Consider the following 15,687-nt stretch of genomic DNA (forward strand, 5'->3'; position numbering starts at 1 on the left):
ACTGGCGTCAACAATAATTGCAGACGCGCGATAATTGCAAGCGCGGGCTATTGCGATGCTCATATATCCTGGAGGGACAACCTCTACGCGGAAGGAACGCGATGACCGCGGATGCCGCCCTGACCGGCCTGGCCGATGGCTGGTACGCACTGTCGCTGCTGCACGATCGGATCGAGGCGCACATCGAACGGGCGCTACAGACCGGGCACGACCTGAGCGTCCGCGAGTACTCGCTCTTGGTCGTGCTCAGTCGCCAGCACGACGGGCCGGGTGGGCACCTGCGGATGAACCAGGTCGCGGAGGCCGTGGTGTTGAGTCAGAGCGCGACAACCCGGCTGGTCACCCGGCTGGAGGACCGCGGTCTGCTTCAGCGCTATCTGTGCCCGGATGACCGTCGCGGCATCTACACCGACGTCACCCCGCCGGGCCTGGCCCTGCTGGCGCAGGCCCGCCCCACCCACGACGACGCTTTGTCCAGCGCTCTCGGTCAGGCCGCCGCTGATCCGGAACTGGCACCCTTGGTCTCTGCCGTGGAAGCCCTCAACACCAGCTCCGCCCGCAGCTCCCGAACCCGCCAATACCGGCCGGTCTAGGCCTGCGGCGTCATCGAACGGACCCGACCAAGCGCCTACCCGTTTGCCAACGTGGCTTTGTGCGTCTCGGCACGTGGACGCCTGCTCGCCGTGGCGGATGGGATTTGACCGAGCGCCTTCCCGCTTGTCGCCGGGGCCATGTCCCGCTCGGGCTTGTTGTCACGGGTGATGCCGCTGACCTCGGCGCGCGACTGCGGCGGGGACGTCGAGGTGCACGTGGTCACCGATGACGCGGCACGCGACCAGTGGATGTGTCTGCCCGCCGTGGCCAGCGGGACTCGGCGAAGGTGACGCCCGGGTTCGCCGCTGTGCCGACTACTGGACGGTGATGGTGCCGCGCATTTCCGGGTGCAGGGAGCAGAGGTAGCGGAAGGTGCCGGGGACGGTGAAGGTGTAGCTCCAGTCGCCCTTGTCGATGATCGGGCTGTTGAGGCCCATGGCCTTGTCGCCGATGCCCTGCACGGTGTGCGGAGCCTTGTCCTTGAAGTGCCAGGTGACGGTGTCGCCGACCTTGACCGTCAGCTCGGCGGGGGCGAACTTCATGTTGCTCACCTCGACGGTGGCGTCGGCGGGTTTCGCGTCGCCCGTCGGCTGCGCCGTCGTGGTGGTCGGGTGCGCGCGCCGGGTGCTGGTCGCCGCGGCACCGGAGTCGCCGCCCCCGCACCCGGCGACCAGCAGCGCCGCTACCACCGCGAACCCGGTGACGACCTGCGTGGACCTTGCACGGGGTTTGACCATTGGCATGATGGCCAAGCGTAGTCTGCGAACGAGTAGTGCCGAAGTGGAGGATTCATTCATGTCCACGCAGCGGGGTTATTACACCGCCGACGAAGTACGCGCGGCTGAGGCCGAGCTGTTCACCCGGGTCCCGGACGGCGTCCCCATGCAGCGCGCGGCATACGGTCTGGCCACCGTCGTCGTCGGCGAGTTGCGGGCGCGCACCGGCGGCGTCGCCGGGCGTTCGGTGACCTTGCTCGTCGGTTCGGGCGACAACGGCGGCGACGCGCTGTGGGCCGGATCGATGCTGCGGCGGCGGGGCGTCGCCGTGACCGCGGTGCTGTTGAATCCGGCGCGTGCGCACGCGAAAGCGCTTGCGGCGCTGCGCAAGACGGGCGGTCGAGTAGCCGCGGAGGTCGGCGATCCAGACCTGGTGGTCGACGGCATCGTCGGCATTTCCGGACGCGGCGCGTTGCGTCCGGGTGCCGCGGAACTCGTTGCGTCACTGCGGGTCCCGATCATTGCCGCGGATTTGCCGAGCGGTGTGGATCCGGATACCGGTGCGATCACCGGGCCTGCCGTTCAGGCCGACGTCACCGTCGCGTTCGGCGCGTACAAACCGGTGCACGTGCTCGCCGCGCCACACTGCGGGCGAATCGAACTGGTGCCCATCGGGTTACGCCTGCCGGAGCCGAAACTGGCGGCGCTGGAACCCGCTTCGATCGGCGTGCGCTGGCCGGTGCCGAATGCCAACGACGACAAGTACTCCCAGGGCGTCACCGGTGTGTGCGCGGGCAGCGCGGAATACCCGGGCGCGGCGGTGTTGTGCACCGGTGCCGCCGTCGCGGCGACGTCGGGCCTGGTTCGTTACGCCGGAACCGGTGCCGGCGATGTCCTCGCACATTTCCCGGAAGTTATTGCCACCGAGCAGGTCTCGGCGGTGGGCCGGGTCCAGGCCTGGGTGTTCGGTCCCGGTGCGGGCACCGACGCGGACGCGCACAAACGGCTCGTCGAGATCCTCGCCACCGACCTGCCCGTCGTGGTGGACGCCGACGGCCTGACCATGCTCGCCGCGGAACCCGAGCTGGTTCGCGGCCGCACCGCACCGACCGTATTGACCCCGCACGCAGGCGAATTCGCGCGGCTCACCGGGGTGGAGGTAGGCGATGACCGGGTGGCAGCGGTGCGCGCGCTCGCCGAGCAGTGGCAACTCACTGTCCTCCTGAAGGGACGCGCTACCCTCGTCGCCGCCCCCGGCGCCCCGGTCCTGGTCAACGAGGCAGGCGGGTCGTGGGCCGCCACCGCAGGCGCAGGTGACGTCCTCTCCGGCATCATCGGCGCCCTCCTCGCCGCGGGTCACGCGCCCGCCTGGTCCGCCGCGGCCGCCGCGCGGGCGCACTCCCTCGCCGCCAACCTCGCCGCGCACGAAAATCACCCCGAAGCCGCGCCGATTTCGGCGACTCCGCTGCTCGCGCACATTCGCCCGGCCATCCGAACCCTCCGCGCCCTGGCCCGTCCGGTGATCTGAGGCGCACAGCTAGGTATATCTGCAGGCAATCGGCCCGCTGATGTGGCGTCTCGCCGCCGCTATGGTGCGCGACGCACCATCGCAGCCCTCGAATCATGCCTGCCTGCCGGGCGCCCGACGGTGGCGCGGGGGCCGCGGAACCGGTCATAGGCGCGTTCTATGATCTGTGCCGCAGGACACGGCTGCGGTAACTCGCTTCGATCGGGCACCGCCGCGCCCATAGACTTCAGCAGAACGTGACGACTTACTCCGACCGCGCCGGGGTAACTCGTCGGGTACGGGCGGAGCACCACAGCCCGCCGCGTCACCGCCAGTCGCCGCCACCGCCGTGGCCGCCGAATCTGGCCTGATTCCCGGAGAGGCGGATATGTACGCGCAGGTGGAGACGGTCGTCGATCTGGATGCCATTGCCCACAACGTGCGCATCCTGCGGGATTTCGCGGGCGATGCCGCGGTGATGGCCGTGGTCAAGGCCGACGGCTACAACCACGGTGCCGTCGAGGTCGCGAAGGCGGCGCTGGCCGCGGGCGCCGCCGAAATCGGCGTCACCGCGTTCGCCGAGGGTGTGCAATTGCGCGAGGCCGGGATCACCGCGCCGATCCTGAGCTGGCTCAACGACTCCGACGCCGACTACGCCGCCGCGATCACCGCCGACCTCGAGATCGGCGTCTCCTCGCTCAGTCAGCTGCGCGCGGTGGAAGCGGCGGCCAGAAGTACGGGCCGCACCGCGACGGTCACCTTCAAGGTGGACACCGGTCTCAACCGCAACGGGCTGTCGGCGGTCGAATACCCGCAGGCCCTCGCCGAACTGCGAGCGCTGGTCGACGAGCAGGCGGTGCGCTTCCGGGCGATCTTCTCCCACCTCGCCCGCGGCGACGAGCCCGAACATCCGACCAACAACCTGCAACGCGACCGCCTCCTGGACGCCATCGCCGCCGCGAAAGAGCACGGCCTGGAACCGGAATTGGTGCACCTGGCCAACTCGCCCGCCACACTGACCCGCCCCGACCTCGCCTTCGACCTGGTCCGCCCGGGCATCGCGATGTACGGCCTGTCCCCGGTTCCGGAACTCGGCGACTTCGGCCTGCGCCCGGCGATGACCTTCCAGGCCCGCGTCGTTCAGGTCAAACGGATCGCTGCGGGGGAGGGCGTCTCCTATGGGCACACCTGGGTCGCCCCGCGCGACACCACCATCGCGCTCATCCCCGCGGGCTACGCCGACGGCGTATTCCGGCCGCTGAGTGGACGTTTCGAGGTGTGGCTGGGCGGCGCGCGGCGGCCGAATGTCGGCCGGGTCTGCATGGACCAGTTCGTCGTCGACCTCGGCGACAATGCCGCGAATGTCCAAGAGGGCGATGTCGCGGTGATGTTCGGCGGCGAGGCCGGCGCGCCGCGCGCCGAGGACTGGGCCGCCCGGCTCGACACCCTCAACTACGAGGTGGTCTGCTCGCCACGCGGCCGAGCGGCCCGCCGCTACATAGGCGGCCCCCGGTGAGCCGCCGGATCACCGTGCTGCGCGGCGGCCTCGCCACCGCGGGCGTGGTCGGCGCGCTGGCCGGGGTGCACGCGCTGCGCCGGGCGGGCGCCCGCGTGCTGTGGCCGGCCCGGCGCGACGAATACCGGGACGAGAACTTCGATCTCATCGACGAGGACCGCTCCGGCGCGGTGCTGGCCGAGGACGGCGTGCGCCTGGCCACCCGCGAATGCGGTCCCGCGGACGCGCCGGTCACCGTGATCTTCGTGCACGGCTTCTGCAACACCATGGAGTCCTTCCACTTTCAGCGCCGTGACCTCGAAAAGCGCTGGGGCGCAAGCGCGCGGCTCGTGCTGTTCGACCTGCGCGGCCACGGCCGCTCCGGCACGCCGAAGACCGAGAGCTGTACCGTCGCCCAGCTCGGCCGCGACCTCGCCGCGGTGATCGCGGCGAGCGCGCCGACCGGCCGGGTGGTGCTGGTCGGTCATTCGCTGGGCGGGATGGCGGTGCTCGCGGCCGCGGCGCAGTTCCCGGAGCTGTTCGCGGTCCGGGTGATCGGGGTCGGGTTGCTGTCCACGGCCGCCGCGGAAGTGACCTCGGCCGGCATCACCCAACTGCTGCGCAACCCGGCGATCGATGGGTTCCAGATGGTGGTGCACACCGCGCCGGCGCTGGTTCAGGCGGGACGTTCCACCGCGCGGCATGTGATCACGCCGATCCTGCACGTCAGCTCGTATCACGGCCCGGTGAGCCCGACCCTGTCCCGATTCACCACCATGATGATCGATCGGACGCCGGTCGAGACCATCGTGAAATTCCTGAAAGCCATCCAGGTGCACGACGAATCGGCCGCGCTGCCCACCCTGGCGCGGCTGCCGGTGCTGGTGCTCGGCGGCACCCACGATCTGGTGATCCCGTTCCGCAACTCGCGTGCGCTGGCCCGTGAGCTACCCGGCTGTGAATTGATCCGGCTCGACGGCGCCGCGCACATGCCGCACCTTCAGTTCCCGGATATCGTCAACGACGCGCTCGACCGATTGCTCGTGCGCGCGGGCGCGATCGAACCGACCCAGGCATCGGAGGTGACCAGTGGCTGATCGGCAGCAGCGGATTCTGCCCACCGTCGCCGACACCGAGGCGCTCGGCCGGGAACTCGCGGCGGGACTCGGCGCGGGCGACCTGGTGGTGCTCGACGGCCCGCTCGGCGCGGGCAAGACCGCGCTCACCCGGGGCATCGCCGCGGGACTCGGCGTGCAGGGGCGGGTCAGCTCGCCGACGTTCATCATCGCCCGCCAGCACCGGGCCGGCGCGGGCGACGGCGCGGTGCCGCTGGTGCACGTGGACGCCTATCGGCTCGGCGGCGATCTGGACGAGCTGGACGCCCTCGACCTGGACACCGATCTGCATCAGGCGGTGGTCGTGGTGGAGTGGGGCCGCGGGGTGGTGGAGCATCTCAGCGATCGGCACCTGCGCGTGCTGCTGTCGCGCGAACCGGATTCCGACGTGCGTACCGCCGAATGGGAATGGGTGGATTAACTACCCGGTAGCTCCGCACCGACGGCAGCTACCACCCGGTATCGTTGGGTCAATCATGCTGGTATTAAGTGTCGACACCGCGACACCCGCCGTGACAGCGGGATTGGTGGAACTGGAGCAGGCCGCACGGGGCGTGGACACGCGTACCCTCGCCTCCCGGGTTCGGGTCGATCCGCGCGCGCATGCCGAGGTGCTCACCCCGCAGATCCTCGAATGCCTCACGGAGGCCGGACGTTCCAGGGCGGACCTCGACGCGGTCGTGGTCGGCATCGGGCCGGGCCCGTTCACCGGGCTGCGCGTCGGCATGGCGACCGCCGCGGCCTTCGGTGACGCGCTGGGCATTCCGGTGTACGGCGTGTGCAGCCTGGACGCGATCGCCGCGGACGCGGTGTCGGACCTCACACCCGGCAGCGAGCTGCTGGTGGTCACCGACGCCCGCCGCCGCGAGGTGTACTGGGCGCGCTACCGCGACGGTGTGCGGGTGGCCGGGCCGGACGTGGCCAAGCCGAGCGAGGTGGATATGGCGCAGGCCACGGTGGTCGCCGGATCGGCCTCGCATGTCGACTTCTTCGACCTGCCGGTGCTGCCGGTGGAGACGCCGTCGCCGGCCGGGCTGGTCCGGGTGGCCGCGGCCGAGCTGCTCGCACGCACCGTGCCGGACGCGCTGGTACCGCTGTATCTGCGCAGGCCCGATGCCGTGGAGAAGAGTTACCGCGCGCTGGACCGGACGGGAGCGTGAGGCGGATGGCGATTCGAATCGAGCCGATGGTCACCGCGGACATCGACCGCTGCGTCGAACTCGAGCAGCTGCTGTTCCCCGAGGACGACCCCTGGCACGCGGTGGCTTTCCAATCGGAACTAGCCGCGCCGCACAATCGCTACATCACCGCCCGCGACGACGACGGGCGAATGGTCGGCTACGCTGGCGTCGCGCTGCTCGGTGATGACGAACACCCCGAGGCCGAGGTGCACACCATCGGCGTCGACCCGGCCTGCCTGCGGGCCGGTATCGGCACGCTGCTGCTGGAGGCGCTGCTCGACGAGGCGGGCCGCCGCGGCGGCCCGGTGTTCCTCGAGGTGCGCACCGACAACACGCCCGCGATCGCGTTGTACGCCAAGCACGGATTCCACATCATCGGGTTGCGGAAGAACTACTACCATCCCAGCGGCGCCGACGCCTACACCATGCGCAGGCCCGCGCTGAGCGCGCTGCCCCTCCCGGACGAGGTTCTTTCGTGATCATCATGGGCATCGAAAGTTCCTGCGACGAGACCGGAGTCGGCATCGTGCGCAGGCACGACGACGGCACCTGCGAGTTGCTCGCCGACGAGGTCGCCTCCAGCGTCGATCAGCACGCGCGGTTCGGCGGCGTGGTGCCCGAGATCGCGTCGCGCGCGCATCTGGAGGCGATCGTGCCCGCGATGCGGCGGGCGCTCGCCGCGGCGGGGATCGCGAAGCCGGACGCGTTGTGTGTGACCATCGGACCCGGCCTGGCCGGAGCGCTGCTGGTCGGCGCCGCGGCCGCGAAAGCCTATGCGGCGGCGTGGGATGTGCCGTTCTACGCGCTGAATCATCTCGGCGGGCACGTCGCGGTGGACACGCTGGAGCACGGGCCGATGCCACCCTGCGTCGCGCTGCTGGTTTCCGGCGGGCATACGCATCTGCTGCACGTCACCGATCTGGCCGAGCCGATCATCGAGCTCGGCAGCACCATCGACGACGCGGCGGGTGAGGCGTTCGACAAGGTGGCCCGGCTGCTCGGCCTCGGGTTTCCCGGCGGTCCGGCGCTGGATGCCGCTGCCCGCCAGGGTGATCCGCGGGCGATCGCGTTTCCGCGCGGGATGACCGGGCCGCGGGACGCGCGCTACGACTTCTCCTTCTCCGGGCTGAAGACCTCGGTGGCGCGGTATGTCGAGTCGGCGCAGCGCAGTGGCCTGAGCGCCGAGGATCTGCCGATCCCGGACATCGCGGCCTCGTTTCAGGAGGCGGTCGCGGACGTGCTCACCATGAAGGCGGTGCGGGCGGCGCAGGATGTCGGCGTGGACACGCTGGTGCTCGGCGGCGGCGCGACGGCGAACTCCCGGATTCGGTCGATGGCCGAAGAGCGTTGCACGGCCGCCGGATTGACGCTGCGGGTGCCGAAGCCGCGGCTGTGCACGGACAACGGGGTGATGATCGCGGCGCTCGGCGCGCATGTGATCGCGGGTGGCGCGAAGCCTTCGCCGCTGACGGTGGCGACCGATCCGGGGCTGCCGGTTTCGATCAGCCGGGTGGTCTAGCCGGGTCGTCAGTCGTTTTCGCCGTACTGCCCGGGGTTTCCCGCGCCCGGATGCGCCGAACCCGAATTCTGCCTGGGCGGCATCGGCAGGTATGACTGGGCCGGCGCCTGCGTCGGCGCGGTTCGCTGATTCGGTGTGGTGGGCCGGTTCTTGTCCGCCCCGGACGAACCGCCCTGCGGGCCTGCGGAATTGCCGAACAACGGGCCGAGCAGCTCCGGGAACGGAATCACCGGCAGGTTCGGGTCGGGGCGCAGCGTCGGCTGGGTCGGCGGGGTGGCCGGCGTCGGCGTCGCGGTGCTCGACGGCTGGCCGCGGTCCTGGGTGATCGGCGGAATGTTGCCGGTCGGTGGACGATTGGTGCTTTCCTGATTCCGGCCGCTGGTCGAGGTGCCCGCGCCGGTCGGCGCGGTGATGCTGCCCGGCGACGGTGGCAGTTGGGAGACGCTGCTGGTGGTGCCCGCGGGGGAGACCTCGTCGTCGGAGGTGGGCGCGAAGGTCTTCACGCCGTAACCGATGATCAGGCCGACCACCACGATCGCGCCGGCCAGCGTGCCGACCACCTTGGTGAACGTGCCGACCGGTGCGTCGGTGCCGAGCGCGGCCACCGGGAACACCGACGGCTGCACCGAATCGGCCACCAGCGCGGCGCCTTTGGCGATCACGGCGTCCGGGTCCTCGACGGTGAACACCGGAACGTCGAGTTTCGCGTCGAGCGTGTCGATGACGGCGGGGATGTTGGCTCCGCCGCCGATCACCGTCACCGCCTGCGGGAACTTGGGCGCCCTGGCGAACACCGCGGCGGCGAAGACGGCGGTCTCGCGCAGCAGGTCGGCGATGAGCTCTTCGAAGTCGGCGCGGGTCAGCTTGAGCGGCTGGCCGGCCACGTGGTCGATGGTGACCGCGGGCGCGATGGACAGGTGTTCCTTGGCCGCACGGCCGCGGTTGGTCAGCATGCCGCGGTTGGGGCGGGTGCCGCGCCGGGCGTAGTGCAGGTCGACCAGGTGGTGGTAGATGAGATCGTCGATGGCGTTGCCGCTGATCGCGATCGTGCGCTCGGACCGGAGCACGGTGCCGTCGGCCTGATCGGCGACGGTGACGGTGAGTCCGGTCGCGCCGAGGTCGACGATGGCGACGGTGTCGTAGCGGTCGAGCAGGCCGGTGTGGCGCAGGTAGGTGAGCGCCGCGGTGCCCTCCGGGACGAGCCGGAGTTCGCGCTGCTTGCCGGTGGCCGAGCGGATCGCCTGCGCCTGTTCCTTGCTGCGGTAGGCGACGGCCACGCTGGTCGGCGGGCGGCTGGTCGGCGATTCCAGATTGCGCGGCTGTGCGCCGGCGAAGCGCGCGCCGACCGGATAGCCGGCGTCGTGCAGCTGCGTGGTGGGTAGCTGGGTGGTCATCAGCTCGATCGAGGACGCGACGAGATCGCCGAGGTCGGAGTGGGCCGCGTCGGCGGACACGACGCGGTAGTCGAAGCTCTGCGCGCCATTCGACGCGGTGGCGACGAGCGCCGAGCACACGACCTCGGACCCGGCGGAGATACCGAGGGACGTTCGCATGTTCATTCACCTCCCTTCGAGCGGATGGTCTTGTGTCGCCGACCATCTCGATTGGACTGCCGAATCACCTGTGGTCGACCGACGATCCGGCTTCGAAACCCGTTCGGTCCCGTTATCCGGAGGGGTCGCGGGGACCGGCGATGGATCACGTGTGGCTTGGCTCTCTGGTGCAGCTCGATTGGCGCTGGTTCTTCTCTGACGCTGGGTGTTCGATGACGCCGGAACTTCGGATCACGCTGAGGTATTCGGTGACGCCGAGCGGTGTAGCGACGTACGTTCTGTGACAACCCCTGGTCTCCGACGGCACTGGTTCGTGACGAACACAGCGGTCGGACAGCGACCGTCGTCAATACTGTCACAATCCGTTATCCGAACGTTACAGTTTTCCGGATCTCTTGAAAACCCCTCCGGGCGTGCGTTGGGCGTGTCGCCGACCGCGGGTGTCCGGCGGCGCGCCTGCCGTGGGGGCCGCGCGATCCGAAATTGGCACATCCCGGCCTTGAGCGCTGGCACTCTCATGTATAGAGTGCTAGTCGGTACCGCTGATGGGCGCGGGCGGAGTTTCCTCCGTTCGGTGCACTGGGCGTGTGCCAGGCATTTGACTACTGAGCAGGGGTCCCGGCACCCGCGACGACGGGGCTATGCGACAGGGTCAGCATCAAAACCTGATACCGATGGTCCGGAACAACAGTTGCGGACGACATCCCCTGAAAGTGGAGGGCTCAACGTGGCGAGCGTGAACATCAAGCCGCTCGAGGACAAGATCCTCGTCCAGGCCAACGAGGCCGAGACGACGACGGCCTCCGGCCTGGTCATCCCCGACACGGCGAAGGAAAAGCCGCAGGAGGGCACCGTCATCGCCGTCGGCGAAGGACGCGTCACCGACAAGGGTGACCGCATCCCGGTCGACGTCAAGGAGGGTGACACCGTTATCTACAGCAAGTACGGCGGCACCGAGATCAAGTACCAGGGCGAGGAATACCTCATCCTGTCGGCGCGCGACGTGCTGGCCGTCGTCACCAAGTGACCCGCGCTCCGCGCGGTCGTCGCGGCGCGAGCCGCACCGAGTGATGAACGCTCACCCGACCGCCGGGATCGAGTCGTCATGACACTGCCCCGGTTCCCCTGAGCGGGGGCCGGGGCAGTCTCGTCTCAATCCAAGGAATAGGACTTATGCCAAAGCAGATCGAGTTCGACGAGAAGGCTCGCCGGGCTCTGGAACGCGGCGTCGACAAGCTCGCCGACGCCGTCAAGGTCACCCTCGGCCCGCGCGGCAGGCACGTGGTGCTCGCGAAGGCCTTCGGCGGCCCGACCGTGACCAACGACGGTGTCACCATCGCGCGCGAGATCGACCTGGAAGACCCGTTCGAGAACCTCGGCGCGCAGCTGGTCAAGAGCGTCGCCACCAAGACCAACGATGTCGCCGGCGACGGCACCACCACCGCCACCGTGCTGGCCCAGGCGCTGGTCCGCGCGGGCCTGAAGAACGTTGCCGCGGGCGCGAATCCGATCTCGCTCGGCGCCGGCATCGCCAAGGCCGCCGACGTGGTCTCCGCGGCGCTGCTGGCCGCGGCCACGCCGGTGTCCGGCGACAAGGCGATCGCCCAGGTCGCCACCGTGTCCTCGCGGGACGAGGAAATCGGCGAGATGGTCGGTAAGGCCCTGACCGTGGTCGGCAAGGACGGCGTCGTCACGGTCGAGGAATCCTCGACCACGCAGACCGAGCTGGTGGTCACCGAGGGCGTGCAGTTCGACAAGGGCTACCTCTCGCCCTACTTCGTCACCGACACCGACAGCCAGCAGGCCGTGCTGGAGGATGCGCTCATCCTGCTGCACCGCGAGAAGATCAGCTCGCTGCCGGACTTCCTGCCGCTGCTGGAGAAGATCGCCGAATCCGGCAAGCCGGTGCTGATCATCGCCGAGGACGTCGAGGGCGAGGCGCTGTCCACCCTGGTGGTCAACTCGATCCGCAAGACGATCAAGGCCGTCGCGGTCAAGGCGCCGTTCTTCGGCGACCGGCGCAAGGCGTTCCTGGACGACCTGGCCGTGGTCACCGCGGGCACCGTGATCAACCCGGACCTCGGCATCAACCTGCGCGAGGCGGGCCTGGACGTGCTGGGCCAGGCGCGGCGCATCGTCGTCACCAAGGACGACACCACCATCGTCGACGGCGTCGGCACCAAGGAAGACATCGCGGCCCGCGGCGCGCAGCTGCGGCGCGAGATCGAGGCCACCGATTCCGACTGGGATCGGGAGAAGCTCGAGGAGCGCCTGGCGAAGCTGTCCGGCGGCGTCGCGGTGATCAAGGTCGGCGCGGCCACCGAGACCGCGCTCAAGGAGCGCAAGTACCGGGTCGAGGACGCGGTGAGCGCGGCCAAGGCCGCCGTCGAGGAGGGCATCGTGCCCGGTGGCGGTTCGGCGCTGGTGCAGGCGGCCGCGAAGCTGATCGAGCTGCGCGACTCGCTGTCCGGCGACGAGGCGGTCGGCGCCGAGGTGGTGCGGACCGCGCTGTCGGCCCCGCTGTTCTGGATCGCCACCAACGCGGGCGTCGACGGCTCCGTGGTGGTCAGCAAGGTCGCCGACGGCAAGGATGGCTTCAACGCGGCCACCCTGACCTACGGTGACCTGCTGGCCGACGGTGTCGTCGACCCGGTGAAGGTGACCCGCTCGGCCGTCGTGAACGCGGCGTCGGTGGCGCGGATGATCCTGACCACCGAGAGTGCGGTCGTGGACAAGCCCGCCGAAGAGGCGGCCGACCACAGCCACCACGGTCACAGCCACTGAGCGGAAACCAGAGAAGGCCCTCGGACGACTGTCCGGGGGCCTTCGGTTTATCCAGATCAGGAAGCGACGGGCGGCTGTTCCGCGGCGATGGCGGCGAGCAACCGGCTGCGCAGCGTGGCGGGCGGCGGGGTCGCCGTGGCGTCGGCGAGGGTGGCGAGCGCTTCTCTCGTCTGCCTTATCTCTCTCATGAACTCCGCACGTAGGGCGGGGTCTTCGGTATCGAGCAGGTCCTGCACCTCATGGTGATCTACGTCGTCGATCGATCCGAGCGCGACGGTGTGCGCGAGATCGACCTGGCGTTCGTTCATCTCACGTCACCCCCAAACTTTTTTTGAGTCGTGTCAATCCGTCCCGAATTCGGGACTTAACGGTCGGTAACCCTACTCCGAGGTACAGCGCGACCTCCGCGTAGGTTCGCCCGCCGTAGTAGGCGAGCGAGATGGCCTCTCGCTGGGTCTCGGTCAAAGTGGCGAGCCCGTCGAGGACGGCCTGCTGTTCGAGCCTTCGCTCTACTTCTTCGGTCACTTCATCGAATTCGTTACCGAGAACCCGGATTCCGTAGGCGACCTCGCGTTGGGTGTGGGCCTGCTCGGCACGCACCCGGTCCACGGCCCGCCGGTGCGCGAGCGTCATCAGCCAGGTCACCGCCGAACCCTTGTCGGCGTCGAAACTGGCTGCCGTACGCCAGATTTGCAGGTACACCTCCTGCGTCGTCTCCTCGGCGTAGCCGGGGTCGTGCAGGACGCGCAGCACCAGACCGAAGACGCGCGCGGACGTCCGGTCGTATAGCTCGGCAAAGGCTTCCTGGTCGGACTCACCGCAGCGATGTAGCAGTTCGGCGAGTTCGATGCTCTCGGCGGCGCGGGCCGTAACCGCAGAATCCACACCGGGTGGGAAGGCATCTCTTCGGAACGAGTCGCCCTCTGCGGCCGGCTGCCGCGTTGTCACAACGCTCCATTCTGTGTCATCGGTCACCACCGTAGCGGGTCGCTATGACCTCCCTTCGGCTGGGGGTGTCGGCAAACCACCTGTGGCCCAGCGACTTTGCGGAAAACTTCGACACGCCAGGTGACTCAAACAAGAGACACGCCGTGACACGCCGATAGCTAACCGCGAAACGCAGGGCTCGACAGGGTGTGCGGCTTCGGGTGGTCGCCGCTGCAGGCGTGGCGGAGGTGACCGCTTGCTGCCTGCCGGTTGTTTGCTAGGGATTCGGCGCCCCGCCCCCCGTGGATGGGAACAAATTTCAACTAAACCGCCATGCGCCGCCGATTGCGTCTGGCGTGCATCTCGCGCTCGGTCTCGGACATGCCGCCCCAGATGCCGTAAGGCTCGCTGACTTTGAGGGCGTGGCTGCGGCACTGCATCAGCACCGGGCAGGCCCGGCAGATCTCTTTGGCGCGCATCTCGCGTGCGGTACGGGCTCGGCCACGTTCGCCGTCGGGATGGAAGAACACGGCGGAGTCCTGCCCGCGGCAGGACCCTCGCATCTGCCAATCCCAGACATCGGCGTTCGGCCCGGGGAGGTGGGTCGGCATGGGCATTGTGTGAACTCCTCGTGGTGCGAGCTCGTCAGCGTTGTCGAGCAGTTGTTCTGCAAAGTGTGGTAGGCCACGGCGCTGTGTCGGCGGGTGCCCCTGTGCTCGCCCGTTGCGGTCGCTGCAATTTCGCGCGGCGCCGTCCGTGGCGATGAGCTACGTTAGGTCCAGCCGCGAAATTCCGTCAATAGTTCGACGCAGCAGTTTCCCAAATCTCAGGCCGCGAAATTTAACCTTTGAGCTGTTTACTTTTCGCATTGGTTCCGGGGATACTGATCGGTTGACCAGTGGCGGCTGGGTACTCGCTGCTCTGGATCACGGCGCATTTCCGCTGGTCGACCCCATTTTTGGGGGCAGGCTCCGGATCAGAGCCCAACCGGGGCCGGGTGGGGGTGGTCACAGCACCGTCGGCTGGCCGGTTCGGCGAGCAGATCCGAGATGGCGGAAACGGGGCATCGAGGTTAATTGCGCGAAACGCATGTGAATTCCGATCGCGGGCGCCCGGTGATTGCCGGTACGAGATTTACCTGATGGAAACATCGGATAGAGATCAGAAATGCTGAGTAGTTGCCGGTTGGTCGGTCCAGGTCTTTCTCCCGGCCACCTCGGGTCGGCTCGGGATACAGTTTCGGCCGTGTTCGCACCTGCTCCGCTCGGAGATACCCGATTCGAGATACTCGCCGAGAGCGCCTTCGGCTCGTGCCCCGGCCGCGCCGCTGCCGAGTTGCCGACCGCCTCCGACGCGCTGGATTCCTGGTATCGAGCGGTGATTCTGGGCGGTCAGGGCCGTTACGCCGCGGCCCGCGCCGAATTGCGAATTGTGCGGGCCCGCGGCACCGATCCGATCGTGCTTTCGCTGGCCGCGAGTGCCGAGGGTTCGCTGCTGCGCCAGCTCGGCTGGCACGCCAGGGCCGCCGTCCTGGACGGGCGAGCCGTCGCCCTGATCTCGGCGAAATCCATCGGCGATCGCGCGCTCGATCCGGACCGCGCGACCACCGCGTCCGGCTACCCGTTCGATCCAGGTGACGCGCTCTGCGACGCGCTGACCGGTCTCGCCGCCGACGCGCTCGGCCTCGGCCGGGTGCCGCTGGCCTGGCGGCTGCTGCACCGCTGCGCCGACCTGGTGCCGGACGAGCGGCTCGGCTGGCGGCCTGCCATCCGCAGGCAGTGGGTCAGCGCCGAAACCTCGCTTGCCGCAGGCACTGTCGGCCCCGCGCTGACCCACGCGGCGGCCGCGCTCGAGCTCGCCGAGTGCGGACCGTCGGTGCGGCACCTGGTCAAATCCCGGCTGCTGGCCGCCGCGGCCGCCGCGGTGGCGGGGGAGCGCGATCGGTCGCGCGCGCTCGCCGATCAGGTCGCCGAGGAGTGCCGCGAACACGGTCTGCTGCCGTTGCGCTGGGCCGGTGCGATGCTGCGGGCGGGGCTGGCGGTGCAGGGCGCCGCGGCGGAGGCCGAGGACTGTGCGGCGACCATCGCCCGACGTGGCGGTCGGTTTCGGCCGCCCGGTCGTTAAGCGGGACTACATCAGCTTGTCCGCTGCCCAAGTGTGCGAGCGCGGCGGGTGCCCCGTGCGTTCGCACTCGCAAGCGCTCCCAGTTGCCTTGTTCCGCGCGCTGTATCGCTATTGTTAGTTCCGTTCCGCCCCTTCGGCGGAAGCACTGGTCATCACCGACCGTGCCACTTGT

16 protein-coding genes are annotated in these 15,687 nt (G+C 69.2%); 11 read left to right on the top strand and 5 right to left on the bottom strand.

Going from position 1 to position 15,687, the window contains the following annotated elements; genetic code table 11:
• The first annotated feature begins 101 nt into the window (after positions 1-101).
• A complete protein-coding gene (locus ACFYO1_RS37900; RefSeq protein WP_387242471.1) occupies positions 102-593 on the top strand; it encodes a MarR family winged helix-turn-helix transcriptional regulator in 492 nt (163 codons plus the stop codon).
• A 315-nt stretch (positions 594-908) separates the two neighbouring features.
• Here the strand turns inward: ACFYO1_RS37900 and ACFYO1_RS37905 are convergent, their stop codons facing one another.
• Positions 909-1,337 carry a cupredoxin family copper-binding protein gene (locus ACFYO1_RS37905; protein WP_387242474.1) on the bottom strand — a complete coding sequence of 143 codons (429 nt, stop codon included), beginning with the start codon at positions 1,335-1,337 and terminating at the stop codon, positions 909-911.
• Positions 1,338-1,389: 52 nt separating this feature from the next.
• Between ACFYO1_RS37905 and ACFYO1_RS37910 the strand changes: the two genes are divergently transcribed.
• The 7 genes from ACFYO1_RS37910 to tsaD all read left to right on the top strand — a co-directional run bounded on the left by ACFYO1_RS37910 (position 1,390) and on the right by tsaD (position 8,127).
• Positions 1,390-2,838 (top strand): NAD(P)H-hydrate dehydratase, encoded by a 1,449-nt coding sequence (locus ACFYO1_RS37910; RefSeq protein WP_387242477.1) that lies wholly within the window; start codon positions 1,390-1,392, stop codon positions 2,836-2,838.
• A gap of 367 nt (positions 2,839-3,205) precedes the next feature.
• Positions 3,206-4,333, top strand: a complete 1,128-nt coding sequence (gene alr, locus ACFYO1_RS37915) for an alanine racemase (RefSeq protein WP_387243153.1) — start codon at positions 3,206-3,208, stop codon at positions 4,331-4,333.
• Positions 4,330-5,409: an alpha/beta fold hydrolase gene (locus tag ACFYO1_RS37920; protein ID WP_387242479.1), complete on the top strand. Its 1,080-nt coding sequence runs from the start codon at positions 4,330-4,332 to the stop codon at positions 5,407-5,409. The genes alr and ACFYO1_RS37920 overlap by 4 nt, the downstream gene beginning before the upstream one ends.
• Positions 5,402-5,848, top strand: a complete 447-nt coding sequence (gene tsaE / locus ACFYO1_RS37925; RefSeq protein WP_387242482.1) for a tRNA (adenosine(37)-N6)-threonylcarbamoyltransferase complex ATPase subunit type 1 TsaE — start codon at positions 5,402-5,404, stop codon at positions 5,846-5,848. The genes ACFYO1_RS37920 and tsaE overlap by 8 nt, the downstream gene beginning before the upstream one ends.
• Positions 5,849-5,903: 55 nt before the next feature.
• Positions 5,904-6,587: a tRNA (adenosine(37)-N6)-threonylcarbamoyltransferase complex dimerization subunit type 1 TsaB gene (tsaB, locus tag ACFYO1_RS37930; RefSeq protein ID WP_387242485.1), complete on the top strand. Its 684-nt coding sequence runs from the start codon at positions 5,904-5,906 to the stop codon at positions 6,585-6,587.
• 5 nt (positions 6,588-6,592) lie between these two features.
• Positions 6,593-7,087: a ribosomal protein S18-alanine N-acetyltransferase gene (gene rimI / locus ACFYO1_RS37935; RefSeq protein WP_378718113.1), complete on the top strand. Its 495-nt coding sequence runs from the start codon at positions 6,593-6,595 to the stop codon at positions 7,085-7,087.
• A complete protein-coding gene (gene tsaD / locus ACFYO1_RS37940; RefSeq protein ID WP_387242490.1) occupies positions 7,084-8,127 on the top strand; it encodes a tRNA (adenosine(37)-N6)-threonylcarbamoyltransferase complex transferase subunit TsaD in 1,044 nt (347 codons plus the stop codon). Before rimI ends, tsaD begins: the two co-directional genes overlap by 4 nt.
• An 8-nt stretch (positions 8,128-8,135) precedes the next feature.
• Here tsaD and ACFYO1_RS37945 read toward each other — a convergent pair whose 3' ends face one another.
• A complete protein-coding gene (locus ACFYO1_RS37945; protein ID WP_387242493.1) occupies positions 8,136-9,680 on the bottom strand; it encodes an Hsp70 family protein in 1,545 nt (514 codons plus the stop codon).
• Between the two features lie 727 nt (positions 9,681-10,407).
• Between ACFYO1_RS37945 and groES the strand changes: the two genes are divergently transcribed.
• Both groES and groL read left to right on the top strand, forming a co-directional pair.
• Positions 10,408-10,707 carry a co-chaperone GroES gene (groES, locus tag ACFYO1_RS37950; protein ID WP_014981824.1) on the top strand — a complete coding sequence of 100 codons (300 nt, stop codon included), beginning with the start codon at positions 10,408-10,410 and terminating at the stop codon, positions 10,705-10,707.
• A gap of 146 nt (positions 10,708-10,853) precedes the next feature.
• Positions 10,854-12,464, top strand: coding sequence for a chaperonin GroEL (groL, locus tag ACFYO1_RS37955; RefSeq protein ID WP_387242497.1), 1,611 nt, complete (start codon positions 10,854-10,856; stop codon positions 12,462-12,464).
• Between the two features lie 56 nt (positions 12,465-12,520).
• On the opposite strand, the gene ACFYO1_RS37960 is transcribed toward groL, so the two are convergent.
• The 3 genes from ACFYO1_RS37960 to ACFYO1_RS37970 all read right to left on the bottom strand — a co-directional run bounded on the left by ACFYO1_RS37960 (position 12,521) and on the right by ACFYO1_RS37970 (position 14,008).
• Complete coding sequence (locus ACFYO1_RS37960) at positions 12,521-12,772, bottom strand: hypothetical protein (protein WP_387242500.1); 252 nt, start codon at positions 12,770-12,772, stop codon at positions 12,521-12,523.
• 1 nt (position 12,773) lies between these two features.
• The gene (locus ACFYO1_RS37965; RefSeq protein ID WP_387242503.1) at positions 12,774-13,349 is read right to left on the bottom strand and encodes a sigma-70 family RNA polymerase sigma factor; all 576 of its coding nucleotides are present in this window, start codon (positions 13,347-13,349) and stop codon (positions 12,774-12,776) included.
• A 365-nt stretch (positions 13,350-13,714) separates the two neighbouring features.
• On the bottom strand, positions 13,715-14,008 hold the full coding sequence (locus ACFYO1_RS37970; protein ID WP_014981828.1) for a WhiB family transcriptional regulator: 294 nt from the start codon (positions 14,006-14,008) through the stop codon (positions 13,715-13,717).
• Positions 14,009-14,636: 628 nt separating this feature from the next.
• Here ACFYO1_RS37970 and ACFYO1_RS37975 point away from each other — a divergent pair.
• Entirely contained in the window at positions 14,637-15,515 is an 879-nt protein-coding gene (locus tag ACFYO1_RS37975; protein WP_387242506.1) for a hypothetical protein, read from the top strand.
• The last annotated feature ends 172 nt before the right edge of the window (positions 15,516-15,687 follow it).

This window comes from Nocardia sp. NPDC006044 (genome assembly GCF_042871115.1).
Taxonomy (GTDB): Bacteria; Actinomycetota; Actinomycetes; order Mycobacteriales; family Mycobacteriaceae; genus Nocardia.

What these genes read in the sequence shown, in the direction of transcription:
- rimI (WP_378718113.1), top strand. Translation starts at nt 6,593, where the DNA reads ATGGCGATTCGAATCGAGCCGATGGTCACCGCGGACATCGACCGCTGC.
- ACFYO1_RS37945 (WP_387242493.1), bottom strand. Translation starts at nt 9,680, where the DNA reads ATGCGAACGTCCCTCGGTATCTCCGCCGGGTCCGAGGTCGTGTGCTCG.
- groL (WP_387242497.1), top strand. Translation starts at nt 10,854, where the DNA reads ATGCCAAAGCAGATCGAGTTCGACGAGAAGGCTCGCCGGGCTCTGGAA.
- alr (WP_387243153.1), top strand. Translation starts at nt 3,206, where the DNA reads ATGTACGCGCAGGTGGAGACGGTCGTCGATCTGGATGCCATTGCCCAC.
- ACFYO1_RS37905 (WP_387242474.1), bottom strand. Translation starts at nt 1,337, where the DNA reads ATGCCAATGGTCAAACCCCGTGCAAGGTCCACGCAGGTCGTCACCGGG.
- tsaB (WP_387242485.1), top strand. Translation starts at nt 5,904, where the DNA reads ATGCTGGTATTAAGTGTCGACACCGCGACACCCGCCGTGACAGCGGGA.
- ACFYO1_RS37910 (WP_387242477.1), top strand. Translation starts at nt 1,390, where the DNA reads ATGTCCACGCAGCGGGGTTATTACACCGCCGACGAAGTACGCGCGGCT.
- ACFYO1_RS37970 (WP_014981828.1), bottom strand. Translation starts at nt 14,008, where the DNA reads ATGCCCATGCCGACCCACCTCCCCGGGCCGAACGCCGATGTCTGGGAT.
- ACFYO1_RS37900 (WP_387242471.1), top strand. Translation starts at nt 102, where the DNA reads ATGACCGCGGATGCCGCCCTGACCGGCCTGGCCGATGGCTGGTACGCA.
- ACFYO1_RS37960 (WP_387242500.1), bottom strand. Translation starts at nt 12,772, where the DNA reads ATGAACGAACGCCAGGTCGATCTCGCGCACACCGTCGCGCTCGGATCG.